Annotated in this window: 15 protein-coding genes; 1 reads left to right on the plus strand and 14 read right to left on the minus strand. The window is 46.3% G+C overall.

Features of this window, described 5'->3' with window-relative positions:
* The 11 genes from H8716_RS11380 to H8716_RS11430 form a co-directional block, all read right to left on the minus strand.
* Positions 1 to 486, minus strand: a complete 486-nt coding sequence (locus tag H8716_RS11380) for an HK97 gp10 family phage protein (RefSeq protein WP_249308959.1) — start codon at positions 484 to 486, stop codon at positions 1 to 3.
* A complete protein-coding gene (locus H8716_RS11385) occupies positions 483 to 854 on the minus strand; it encodes a DUF3599 family protein (RefSeq protein ID WP_249308960.1) in 372 nt (123 codons plus the stop codon). The genes H8716_RS11380 and H8716_RS11385 overlap by 4 nt, the downstream gene beginning before the upstream one ends.
* Positions 855 to 867: 13 nt before the next feature.
* Entirely contained in the window at positions 868 to 1257 is a 390-nt protein-coding gene (gene yqbG / locus H8716_RS11390) for a protein YqbG (RefSeq protein ID WP_249308962.1), read from the minus strand.
* A complete protein-coding gene (locus H8716_RS11395; RefSeq protein WP_249308963.1) occupies positions 1257 to 1697 on the minus strand; it encodes a Rho termination factor N-terminal domain-containing protein in 441 nt (146 codons plus the stop codon). The genes yqbG and H8716_RS11395 overlap by 1 nt, the downstream gene beginning before the upstream one ends.
* Before the next feature lie 16 nt (positions 1698 to 1713).
* Positions 1714 to 2775 carry a hypothetical protein gene (locus H8716_RS11400; protein WP_249308964.1) on the minus strand — a complete coding sequence of 354 codons (1062 nt, stop codon included), beginning with the start codon at positions 2773 to 2775 and terminating at the stop codon, positions 1714 to 1716.
* Between the two features lie 23 nt (positions 2776 to 2798).
* A complete protein-coding gene (locus H8716_RS11405; RefSeq protein WP_249308965.1) occupies positions 2799 to 4130 on the minus strand; it encodes an XkdF-like putative serine protease domain-containing protein in 1332 nt (443 codons plus the stop codon).
* 91 nt (positions 4131 to 4221) lie between these two features.
* Positions 4222 to 5259, minus strand: a complete 1038-nt coding sequence (locus tag H8716_RS11410) for a phage minor head protein (RefSeq protein WP_249308966.1) — start codon at positions 5257 to 5259, stop codon at positions 4222 to 4224.
* On the minus strand, positions 5222 to 5470 hold the full coding sequence (locus H8716_RS11415) for a hypothetical protein (protein WP_249308967.1): 249 nt from the start codon (positions 5468 to 5470) through the stop codon (positions 5222 to 5224). Before H8716_RS11415 ends, H8716_RS11410 begins: the two co-directional genes overlap by 38 nt.
* Positions 5467 to 7056: a phage portal protein gene (locus tag H8716_RS11420; RefSeq protein ID WP_249308968.1), complete on the minus strand. Its 1590-nt coding sequence runs from the start codon at positions 7054 to 7056 to the stop codon at positions 5467 to 5469. The genes H8716_RS11415 and H8716_RS11420 overlap by 4 nt, the downstream gene beginning before the upstream one ends.
* Entirely contained in the window at positions 7053 to 8522 is a 1470-nt protein-coding gene (locus tag H8716_RS11425) for a DEAD/DEAH box helicase family protein (protein ID WP_249308969.1), read from the minus strand. Before H8716_RS11425 ends, H8716_RS11420 begins: the two co-directional genes overlap by 4 nt.
* Positions 8515 to 8868 (minus strand): hypothetical protein, encoded by a 354-nt coding sequence (locus tag H8716_RS11430; RefSeq protein WP_195978107.1) that lies wholly within the window; start codon positions 8866 to 8868, stop codon positions 8515 to 8517. The genes H8716_RS11425 and H8716_RS11430 overlap by 8 nt, the downstream gene beginning before the upstream one ends.
* A 207-nt stretch (positions 8869 to 9075) precedes the next feature.
* On the opposite strand from H8716_RS11430, the gene H8716_RS11435 reads away from it, so the two are divergent.
* Positions 9076 to 9486, plus strand: coding sequence for a hypothetical protein (locus tag H8716_RS11435; protein ID WP_195978106.1), 411 nt, complete (start codon positions 9076 to 9078; stop codon positions 9484 to 9486).
* Here the strand turns inward: H8716_RS11435 and H8716_RS11440 are convergent.
* The 3 genes from H8716_RS11440 to H8716_RS11450 all read right to left on the minus strand — a co-directional run bounded on the left by H8716_RS11440 (position 9467) and on the right by H8716_RS11450 (position 12286).
* Positions 9467 to 10831: a ParB N-terminal domain-containing protein gene (locus H8716_RS11440; protein WP_249308970.1), complete on the minus strand. Its 1365-nt coding sequence runs from the start codon at positions 10829 to 10831 to the stop codon at positions 9467 to 9469. The two genes, H8716_RS11435 and H8716_RS11440, sit on opposite strands and share 20 nt — an antisense overlap.
* On the minus strand, positions 10831 to 11415 hold the full coding sequence (locus H8716_RS11445) for a ParB N-terminal domain-containing protein (RefSeq protein WP_249308971.1): 585 nt from the start codon (positions 11413 to 11415) through the stop codon (positions 10831 to 10833). Before H8716_RS11445 ends, H8716_RS11440 begins: the two co-directional genes overlap by 1 nt.
* Before the next feature lie 313 nt (positions 11416 to 11728).
* The gene (locus tag H8716_RS11450) at positions 11729 to 12286 is read right to left on the minus strand and encodes a MerR family transcriptional regulator (RefSeq protein WP_249308972.1); all 558 of its coding nucleotides are present in this window, start codon (positions 12284 to 12286) and stop codon (positions 11729 to 11731) included.
* Between the last annotated feature and the right edge of the window lie 11 nt (positions 12287 to 12297).

A 12297-nucleotide genomic window follows, 5' to 3' on the forward strand; every position in this document is an offset into this window, starting at 1 on the left:
TTATGAAAAATATCGGCTGAAGAACTGCTCGAATGCTGACTGTGCCATTTCCGGGAACATACGCTCAAGCACTTCTACAGATTTATCAAAGAAATGGGAGCCTCGAACCGCTGATGCTTTCAGTACCATTCCGGTCTTTGCACCGGGAATATACCTGAAATGTGAACCTTCCCATACGCCCGGAATGAACCGGCCAGGTTGCTGTCCATGACCTTTATTCACCCATTTTGCATAATAGACATCGGTTCCTATTGTCAGTGTCAATGCTCCCATATCCAACTGGAAAATATTACCGGCTCCGCCTTTCGCAAATGATCCCAGCAGCGTACCCTTATCAACATTGTGAGCACTCTGTATCTGTGCCTGCACAATATCAAGAAATTCTTCGCCAATCTCTTCCAGTGTTTTTCCTGCATACGGTTTCAAATCTGCCTGCATTGCTTCGCACTTTCTGGCAAATGTTTCCAGCTCGCTAACATCAATCATAATGCCGCCTTAATTCCTCCTTCCCGGTACAGTTCCACGATAATGTGGTGGTTTCCATGCACCGTGCGAGGGATTCCAGCCCGGTATTTCAATCCGTTGCCACAGTCCTCCACCGTATCATTTTTGCGAATGTCTACGCCTGCTGGCAGGGATAACTTAATTTCTCCGTCAGCAGAGCTAAAAGGTTTGTTTTGAACTATGCGAACCGTATCTCCGACCTTTGTGTGGAAGTGGCACGGCTGCTCTTTAATTACTGCGGTGCTTCCAGTCTTTTTGACGGTTCCATCTTTGATTCCGTATCCAACGTCCACAGTGCCATCTTTCAGATGGTAAATATTGCACTTGTGATTCATAAATTCTTCAAACACAGAACCCCTCCTCTCATAAAGCTCTCATTCGCATTACTGTCTTTCCGCGCCCTTTCGCAAGGACATATTCTGCCAGCAGATCATCTATATCCAATCCCTCAATATCCACCGTTCCAGATTCCACAGAATAGGAATAATCATCGAAAGTCTCACTCCTTATCTGTTTCTTTGTAGCTTCAATCGAATTTTTGGCATATGCCTCTGCCAGCAGGATCACTGCCATCTTTACCGGTTCTGGTATTTCCGGGTATTCCTCTCCGAAAGAATTATTCGTTTTGGCAATTACCTTTAACTCTGCCCGGGATATATCAAAGACCAGCTTTTCAACCGGTCTTTTTAATACGTCCTCATGGCTTGTGTACTGAATAACTTCCTCAGGAGTAACCCAAGGGCGGGCAGCCATTACTCACCCCGAAGCAGCGCTCTTGCTTCATCAGCTTTCTTCTGCTCGGAAGAAATATGCTGCACAAGGTCAGCTTTCTTGCTTAACCCAGCGGTATCAATACCTCTGGCACAGGCATATTCTTTCAGCTCCGCAACGGTTTTGGAATTTAATTCCTTCGTCAGGACATCATCTTCCGCAGTGTCGGTTCCAGCTTCCACTACAGGTTCCGGTCCCTCGTCTTCCGGCGGAGTAAACAGATCTGCTGGAAATTCATTTTGCAATGCTGCGCTCAGTGCCGCAGTGTCGGTTCCGGCTTCACCAAGGATTTTAAAAAAGCCGGTGTTTTCGTAGTGTTTGGCAACGTCCATATCATCTACTAAAACTTCCGGCTTTTCCTTTGTTGCAAATATTCGGCTGTCTCTATAGGACATGCCATGAATCAATCCGATTTTTACCATAGCAGTTCCCTCCTGCTTACCGCTTCAGAAGTAAGATGCCTGTCGCATCCTTTTCCTCGATGATCGGGTCGTAATCCAGATGTGCCACATAGAAACGCTTGTCCATCATGATAGATTCCTTATCAGTGTTGGTACTGCGGATCTTTACGGTATAGCTGTTTACTACGATCAGGTTCTTCGGATCAGTAAGAAGAATCACATCGTCGCTCATGCTCGGGCATTCAACAGTCGGGATTTTTACCGGTGCTGTGTACATGTTATCCGGCACTGCGCCGCCATGATGTGCGACCAGATTCAGCAGGAACAGTTCCCACTGCTGCGCTCTTCTCGGTGACATAAGCCAGCGGAGTTTTCCGTTGTTGTACTTATTCGGGATGGACGCAACCATCTGATAAAACATATCCAAGCTCATTTCAGCCTCAGAAGATTTATCAAGTATATGGCCGCCCTCTTTGATCTGTTTGATCCATCCGTCATTAACCTTTAAGAAATCAACATCTGCTGCCTCTCCGATCTCTGTAGTGTCTGTCCCAGCCCATGTACCAGCAGAATGTGCCTTGTCGAAGATATAAAGTTTCTTGTTATGCGTAACGGTATCGCCAGCAGCATATGTTTTTGATTCGCTGAACTCTGCCGCTTTGGACACATCTTCATTACCATTCAGGTACAGATCTTCCATATCAACACCAAGCTGTGCGGTCATAAGGTCTGTGATAACCTTATTCATGTTTTCTCCCTCGATGTTCTGACGGAGCGTTTCTTCCGTAACTTCCCAAGGAAGTCTAACCGGTGTGGTAGAGAAGCTGATCTGGCTTGTTGCTACGGAAGCTCTGTAGCCGTCGTCAGTGTTCTCTTTCTTTTCTCTCAGAAGTCTCGGGGCAATACCGATTTTATCAATCTCACCTCTGCGTTCCGCACGCATCTCATGTCTTACCAGCGGTGCAAGGTTTGTTGCCTCAAAAGTCTGCTGGATGAACTGTCTTGCCTGATACGGCTGTAAGAGTCCGCCGCCGGCCAGTGAACCGGTGCTGATTGCAGTACCGGCAGCTCTCATAAGAAGTTCTCTATTTGTCGGCATAATCTATTCCTCCTTATTTTTGATTAAAAGAAAACTCCGTCCATAAAGTGGCTCTCCGGCGCACTTTTCTGAACGGAGCTGTCAGCATTGTTTAAATTACTCGGAAGACCAGCGCTCTTGATAATCGGATCAAGTGCCTTTGCTACAGCAGCTTCTACAAACTCCTGCGCTTTTGCCATTGTCATAGGTTCTTCCGGCGGATTTACTGCTTTCTGAATTGCTGCATTTACCATTTTCTCAATAGTTTCCGCTGTAATGGGTTCCTCTGCGCCCTCACAGCCGCCAGCAGCTTTCTGAACGTCATTGGTGGTAATTGCTGCACCCTCTGCGTTCTGAGGCGGATTTGCAGCGTTCTGGCTCGCTCCCATAGCTTTCTGAACTGCGCCAGCTACGATAGTCTCTAATTCGGCTTTGGTAATCTCCACTTCCATTCCCTCCTGTTCTTCTGATTTCTCAATGAATGTTCCGAGATTCTGGTAGATACTTTTCAGAACATTCAGGTTTTCTTTTCCTGCACCTGCTGCCTTTTCGACGGAAGCTGCATTCAAGGCTTTCACTACCGGTTCATTGCCGGTGAGAAGCTGTGTGACGATCTGGTTGAAATCGTCCAATGCGCTGCGAATCACATCCTCGTCTGTCTGGATTTCCCAGCGTCCGGTTTCCGGATTGTAGGCATCCAGCAGATAATCAGACAGTGCATAATAGGCATTCCAGAAGTTATCATGGATACTGGTTCTTTTATAGTTCTCCATGACTGCACCCTTCTGTACTGCTTTCGGTGCTGTAAATGCTTTTGCCATCTTCTGGAAGATGTTCAGCCCGGTTTTTGTAACCGGCTCGTCGCAGGAAATATCATCATCCACATTGCTGTAAACGCCTGTTCCGCCCATGCTGAATCCGGTAATTTCTCCCTTTTCGATAGCTTCATAGATGCCGGGGTCGGATACCTCAACAGTCATAAGCCATGATCCCTCTTTCACATCCTGTCCGTTGATCTGGCAGTCGCATTTTGCAATCCAGTTCTCAACCACAGCCGCGCTTTCCATCTTCTCGAAGTTGTGCTGAAGATCAATGCTGTTCGCATTTTTGGCAAACCAACGCTGCGCTTTTTCAATCTCTTCCGCTGTCATATAATTGCCCTGTGTATCCTCTTCCATCGGCTCATATACGATACCAGTCACATAATGTGCTTCACTGTCGGCTTTCAGGATTCTTCCATAGGTCTGAAAGATTGCGCTGCCATCCTGCGATTTCGTCAGCAGGAACTGCCGCTGATTCGCAGCTTTGTCAACCAATGATACGAATATCGGCTTGACATCGGTCATGGCATACGCTTTCGCTACTTTGTTCCGCATTTCTGCTTTGCTCCTTTCTTTAGATTTTCAATATGGGGCATAAAAAACAGCACGGTGCTCTTGTCCCATGCTGTGTGTCGCTTTTTTTCATTCAAATTTCTCCATTTCTCCAAGCCTCATAGTAGGCATTGTACATATTCCAAGTAATACTCGGGTCGTCCCTCATTTCCTCGATTCCATGTTCCTCATTGAATTTCTGTTCAAAGGCATCATACTCCGCATTAACCTCGCTCATATATTTCTCTCGCAAGGAAACACGTTCGTCTAACGACATTCCAAGAATTTCCTGATCCACAATGTCCTTTGTGATGCAATGGCAGTTTATGCTTTCTTCCGCTGGAAGCGACGTATCTCTCGGACACATAGGATAATAAGTGCCGCCGTTCTTTCCGATAAGTGTGAACGGTTCTCTTTTGAAAACCTGCTGCCCACTTATGGCTACATGGTTTTCTCTCGGATGCGCCGCACCGGTATGTACCCACTCTTTTTTGTAGCAGGACGGGTTTTGTATCCGGGCTTCCTGATGTGCATACTCCTCAACACGAAGAACTTCCGTTACCGCAACCCTGCGGCTTCGGTAACCACATTCACGGATTCCGCTGTCAGCTATAGCCTGTGCCACTTCATCAATGGTCTGCTTTTGTTCCTGTGCGTCCAGCAGGATCTTTTCAATTCCATCTTTCGTGTTCAGGTGCATGAGATTGGCAAGCTGTTGGCTCCACCCTTTGATAAACGCCTCCGCTGGTTTTGTGATTCCATCGTCAATCACTTCTCCAAGTTCCGGGTCTGCTGATATGATCCACTGTTTTGTAAATCTGTGAAGCAGTTCGTCGAATTGCTGATAAAACAAATCATGCAGAGCTTTTTCCATTTCATCTGAGTTGCTGATTTCGGGCCATACAGTTTCAACGAAATCGTCTACACCAGATGCGTTCTGCAATCTCGCCAACACTTCGTCCACGTTGTTCTCCACTGCCGCCGTCACGCCGTCCTCAATGGTTCCTATATGAGCTACCGCTACGCCAGCCTCTACATACCCCTCTTCGTTGAGCCGTTCTTCCAGATCATCGTCCGCTTTTACAATGTACCGTTCAATCGCTTCCAGCAGGGGATCCACATTCAGTTTCATGCTCCTTGCCCTCCTGTCTTACGATCACACAGCCTTCCGGCAGATCAATATCCATATCCGTCACAGGAATGTCCACACTGAGCACCGGTATCTCCCCGGGTTCCTGCTTGAGCTGATAGCCACTGGCATACATTCCAAGGTCAATGCCATTTGCAACGATGTGAGTCATATATTTGTTTTTCTTATCGCTGGTTTTGATACTGATTTTCATTGCTTGCCCTCCTGCTCTTTGATCTCTTTCAACAGCTTCTGGACGGATTTCATTACGGAAACCACTTCATCCGGTGTATTATTGCTCTGAGCTTTCTGAATTTGCTGCGTAAGCTGCGCCGCGATACCGTTCACATCAGCAACGGAAGAGTTCCGCTCAGCGTATATCTTCAATGGAATGTCGCCCCATTCCTCTTCGTAATCCTCTGAGGTTTCGCCCAGCATACGATAAACAACATCTTTTGCCTTATTCGGAGTCAGTCCGCCTGCATTGTTGCTTACTGTAAGAATCTTGTACAGATCATCTGGGTTCGTGATATTCGGTGCAAGGAAGTATGCCTCCACATGTTTGAACTGGTAGCCATTCAGCAGCTTATTGTTTATCACCCATGCCAGAGATATTCGCTCTGGCTGGAAGACCTGCTCTTCAGTGACCTCTTTCGCCGTCTGCGCTGTAGCACGATTGAAGTCTGTGGTGTAGCCCACATACAGATCTGGCAGTAAGAACGCTGACTGCACTCTCTTCCGGTTATTTTCCAAGTATTCCTGAAACAGCTCGTCTTTTTGGAGAATACTGGCAATGTCCTTGATCTCAATTTCCGGCTTGTCGCTGGTGTCAAAATCGGTGCGCTGCTCTGCATTTTCCGCTTCCAAAACAATAAAGGCGTGCTGCCCCTGCTCGCCCTTAATTCCGTTCATATACTCTTGAAGCTTTGTGTAGCTGTCTTCTGTCAGAGTGCCGCCCTTAATCATAATCAGCAGCGGCGTGTGCCGTCCGTTGATAAAATAATTATTATTCAGGCTCTCCGCTCTCCGGCTGCCGTCTACTCCTAAAAGCTGTCCTATCCACCGGACCTCACCGTATGGCTTGGTTCCAATGGCAAACTCAAGTATTTCATTGGCCTGCCATTTACGATCCAGAGCTTCACCAGTTTCCAGATACTTGCCATTGCGCCGGTCCATGATTCTTGGATCTCCAAATTCTTTGTAATACACCGTTTTCCCGCCAATGTCCTGTCGGTATTTACGGAACTTCCGCTGTCTTACAAGGCTGGTTCCATGATGGTAATAGGTAAATGGCACATATGGTTCCAGTGGTTCGGTCTTCATTATGCTTGGAGTGTTACGGATAAACTCTATCTGTACCACTTCATTTGCAAGATTGCGGATAACTTCAACGTAAGCTATGCCGTAGGTTTCCCGCGCTTCGATAATGTCCTCGAAGATTTCCTTTGTGTCCTGCTCAATGGTAAGCAGCTCTATGATTTCTTCCGCTTTGTTGAATTCATCTACCATATCCGGTGTTTCCTCAACATCTTCAATGTAGCGGACTCCAATACCAAATCCCGGAATATTATTGCGGTATGAATGAATACACTGAGGCAGGATAGAGCTTTCAGACACATAACGTTCCAGCACATGCAGATCCATAGGCTGCTGAATCCACTCGCTGCCATTAAAGGCTTCCTGAATTTCAATCTGCGTGGAAGTCTCTGCTTTCTGCACCGGCTTCTGTACTGGCTGCATTTCCTTGATAACTCTCGCATGGACTGGACGTGGCTTTGCTGTTTTTGCTGAATCACTCATTTCTTCTCACCTCTCTTCTTTGATTTGACCGGCAATACTGCAAGCAGTACGCTGTCAGCTTCGTCCGGGGAGCTTAATCCCCTCTTTTTCATTTCCGCTTTCGATTCCACCTTTTGCCGGGTTTCCACGAAATCATATTTACGGCAGGATAGCTGTCCCACCATATCGTTGTCATTTGGAAGAATCAGCTGCGACTTCCGGGGCTTTCCCTCTTCGTCAAACGGCTGTATCATATCCCGGACAACTCCCATCATATATGTGGTGCTGTCATAGAATCTTTTATGCTTGATCCTTTGCCCGAAATTCACAGGCACAACGTCCATATCCCCATATACTTCCGGGTTTGCTTTCTTCGCAGCTTTGAGCTGATCCGTAACGCCTCCACCAACTCCGCCATCGTCTACCTTTACAGGGATAACTCCTGAAAAGCAGAATATCTTTTTCAACTCGTTGTAAAGCTGGCAGATGGTTCCGGTTGTCCAGACAGTATTTTTGCCGTTGTACTTCTTGTAGATCTGTACCACCTCATTGACCTTGAATGTGATACAGGTTCTATCATCTCCGAATCGGGCAACGTCGCACCCAATATCTATCGTCAGCACGCCGCGCACATCTCGGATTTTCTCGCCGCTTTCAGAAACATATACTCCAAAAGCAAGTGCCGTTTCCTTTTCCATCTCAGTAGAAATGGAGTCTTCAATCCATGAAGCTGGAATGAATACATCATCTTCCTGCTCTGGAAATTTACCGTCCACTCGGACTCGAACCACATTACTATCCTTGCCATACTTCCGGTCAAGTGAAGCAATGTTGTCTTTGTTGGTTCGCTTGCTGTCCCGGGAGGATACGGTCTGTAACGCAAAAATGGCACGGTCTACGGTAAAAGCATCATAGAACGTGCCTGTTGTTTTTGTTGGGTTGCCGCACATCAGCAGCTTATTATTGTCACCGGACAGTGTACCCATTATGGCTTCCATAATTGGATCTGCAACACCGGAAGCCTCGTCCACGATGAACAGCATGTTATCCTCATGGAAGCCCTGCATGTTCTCTGGTTTGTTTGCTGTCCTCGCTACGGCGAACCAGCGTTTCTCATAGCCTTTGACATACACATAGGTCTTTGTCCATTTCAGTAATGCCGGAAGTAGTGGAGAATTATTCATCCACTTTGCAACCTCGCTCCACAGAACGTCGTGAAGCTGCTGCTGAGTAGGCGCAGTCGCTACCACTCTGGCATTGTAATAGCAGGTCAGAAACCACAGGAAGATGCCAGCCTCAAATGCTGTCTTCCCAACACCCTGTCCAGACTTGATTGCCACCCGGTTGTGAGTCCGAATATTATGAGCCGCTTCCACCTGCCAGTCGTCCGGCTCAAATTCAAGAACTTCCCGGAAGAACAGCACTGGATCATTCAGCCACAGCGGTATGGATTCTTCTATGAAGTCGGTCAGCCACTTATCATCCACTGTCGCCACCTTCTCTCATAGATTTGACCTTTTCCGCCCATGCTTTCAGTGCATCATTCTCAGTTCCTCCTGCCTGTTCCCGGTCTTTCTGTTTCTGATATTCAAATTCACGCTTGCGCTGCTTCAGCTCTTCCATCTTGTACAGAGTTTCTGGATTCTCACCCATCGTATCCCGAATGAACTCTGCTGCCCGGACGTTTCCCTTTGTGGCCTGCACGAACATGGAAACAAGGACTGCCATCTGGTTATTCACGTCTTCATCTTCCAGCCCATAGCCTTTCACCTGCTCCTGCAATTTGGGGCTTTTTATATCCAGCCCCATGAGCAGCTGAGCTGCCTTTTTCATGTCTCTCTTGCGCCTGCGTGACTCCCCAGATTTGATTCCGCCCCTCCTCCCCTTCTCTCTTGCTTCTTCCTCGGTTCGGACAGGCTTTAGATTGCCCTCATTTCCCACATTCTCACCTCACTTTCCTACCTTTGTTTTCGGTCTGTATTTTGCTTTATGTATCCCCTCGGATATGTTAGAATATACAGTGAAAGGAGGCCATGTATCATGCGTATTAAAAACATGACGGTCACATCGACATTCAAATATCTATGGTTGAAAACTGTAACGGATGTCGATCTATCACAGCATTGTGCCAAATGTCTTATCGGTGAATATGATACTCGAATCAACAACCGTATCACCGAAGCTGCAGACATCCCCCTCTCGAACAGTGTCTACTACCTGTGTGGTGTAGCCTATCCGTATAACTGGTCGAAAAACTTTCATCTCGCATTTCGACCATGTGAAGGAAATGTACTCACTTATCAAAGCAATGGCATATCCATCACAATAGAGGATGCCATTGAGTTACCTATCGACCCTCGTTTTAATCATCACCCGAAGATGATTTATAAATCTTACAGCACTTGCCGGAACTGGCAGTTTGCTAACTGGTTCAATGATAACTTAAAATAGTCTCAACCAAGCGCTCATGTTGATTGTGTCTGTATCCTCCGGGATATTCCAGATTGAATTCAATATCGAGCGCTTTCTCGTATCTTTCTTTTCCGAGGTCTTTCGGTTTTCTGCATACAGCCCAGATCTGTGTTGCTCCTTTATCAACAACCTGCACATCTTCAAAATATCTTTTCAGTGTGCGTGTCAGTGATTCTTTATCATGGAATTTCTGCATCGTCCATGTTCCTTTGCGGAAAGTGGCGCTGAAATTATCTTTATCCAGAAATTCAATATATCTTACAGAATCCGAACTTGTTTCCAGATTTCCTCTGTCCTGTACGACCTGCAGGTTTCGTGTACCGGTGAAGAATGTTCCGTCTTGGGACATCAGAGCGTTGCAGCATGTCAACACCCAGTCTTCATAATCATTGCTCGTTATGGAATTGATTACTGAATCCAGCACGACCACATTGTAAAGCCCCTTTTCCTTTATATCCCTGTTAAGTGCTTTAATCATGCGGACGACTTCGCTTACATTCAGCTTTTCAGTTCCTTCCGTTTTGTAGAACGGCTCGTACCAATGTGTGTCGTAGCCTTTCTGCCGCAGGTTCTTGCTGTAGAAACATTTGCCTGCGCCAAAATCCACAAGCCTATCTGATTTCGTGAGGCTTGGAATTACAAAATTCTCATAGAGCGTGCTTTTGATACTGGATCCGTTGCGGCTCATTTGGCAATGCGTCTGCACATAAGGCTTAATTCCCAAGGTCTCGTAATTGTATTCGCCATAATCAATGCCAAGATACATCAGAAACTCTCGCACATGCTCATTGTGCATTTTATAAACCACAACATCATTTCCCAGCAACTTGCAGCAATACGCATAATCTGCATTGTGGATCACATTGCCGTCCTCGTCCACAATAATGTTTCCGTAATCTCCGTATTTTGAGATCAGACGGCTGATTTCTTTGATAATGGAACCTTTGCCCTTATGCACTGTTTCCAGATGCTCGTTTTTCACCAGTGTAAATCCAAACGGAATATCCGCTGCATTGTCAATACGCATCTTTGCCGTTTCCGTTTCCACGCTGTTGTGCATCAAGTTGAATTTGATTTCATCCTGTAAAGATACGTTCTTTTCCAGAATGAATATCGGGCAGTGATTTATGCCAACCGCTTTCATGGCCTTTGTTCTCTGGTGCCCTGCAACGATGGTGCCGTCAAGGTTTGCAATGACAGCTTTGCATACGCCAAACTTCAAAAGACTTTCCTGTAGCTTCTCAAAAGCGTTCTCTTTGATTTTACGTGGGTTGTAATCTGCCGGTGTGATCTGGTCTATTGGATAATTTTCAATAAACCGCATTATTCTTCCAGAATGTGCCGCACGAAGCCATAAGCAGTACCGGTTTCATCGGTATATTCATTCAACTTCTTCTCCAGCAGCTCCACCTCGTAATCACTCATAGGTACATTGTGACCGGCAAATTTCATGTACTCCTGAGTTTCAAGACTTTCGCTGTCATCCTTACTGTCTTTTGGAATGTCCAGTTCTACATCATCATCTTCAAAACCATAATCAGACATATCCAGATCTTCTACTGCATCCAATTCCAGCTCCAACAGGCCTGCGTCCCATTCAGAAAACTCATTTGTCTTGTTGTCTGCCAAGCGGTAAGCTCTTGCCTGTTCTTCGGAAAGGTGCGCTGCAACATATACCGGAACTTTTTCAAGCCCAAGTTCCAGCGCTGCCAGATACCGGGTATGTCCTACGATAATCACATGATCTTTGTCAACAACGATCGGCTGGTTAAATCCAAACTCTCTGATACTGTTCATCACCGGCTCGATTGCACGATCATTTTTTCGCGGATTGTTCGCATATGGTGTGATGTCTACCAGCTTCATAAGCTCGGACTTTTCCATCATTACTGCATTCTTATCGTTCATAGTATTCTCCTTTCCCCTAAATTTGGGTATAAAAAAACCGCCTTTTCGGCGGTCTGCATTTTTCCTCAGGGCATTGGTGACTGGCGGTAAGTCCAGCCACCTGCTTTTTCTGGTGTCCTTGTGATTGGAGGATACAAGAACAGAAATACTTGCCCCTGCTATGGTCGAAACCATGGGAACTCGCACTACCATATTACCGCAGTACGTTTCTAAGGTAAACCTAAACATTTTGAAATGCTCCCACAAGCCCTCACAGCCATAGGGAGCGTCCGAATTGTAATGCGTGGTAAAATGTCCATAAAGCCTGTAAAACTCAGGCTCCAAGCAAATACACAGAGATGGCGGCACATGCAATTCTGAAATCATTGTACACAGTCTTGTCGCTGACATTTTCTAATTCAGAAATCTGCTGCACGGTCTTTGGTTCATCAGCAATGTACATGGCATGTACCTCTCTGTACCGACGAACATCTTCCTCGTAAGGCGAACTTTCGCACTCCTGTTTATACAGTTTCATGGCGCGATCAATAATCTGCACATAGAATAAATTCTGTTTCCGCTTTGTCTCATATTTCTCAATGTCCTTTTCGGTCCGGTCGCAATTACTCACAGCCGTTCCCATAAGATCTTCGATGAACCGCCAGCGGAACTCTCTCTTTTCTGCCTCTGTCAGCTCCTCTGTGTCCGCAATATCCGTTTTCATCCTGCGGTATGCGGTCAGCAGCTTCTTTGTCTTTGCCGGTTTGCTTTCAGTACGTTCCCGCTTTTTTCGCTCCGAATCTTCCTTTTTTCTGTACGCCTCAATCGCTTTCTCCGCAGCTACGCTTGCGATCATTGCAACATCCTCGTCAGTCAATCCTTTCTTTCCCACGCATTTGCCCT

Origin of the sequence: Jingyaoa shaoxingensis (genome assembly GCF_014385005.1) — a bacterium.
Lineage (GTDB): Bacteria > Bacillota > Clostridia > Lachnospirales > Lachnospiraceae > Marvinbryantia > Marvinbryantia shaoxingensis.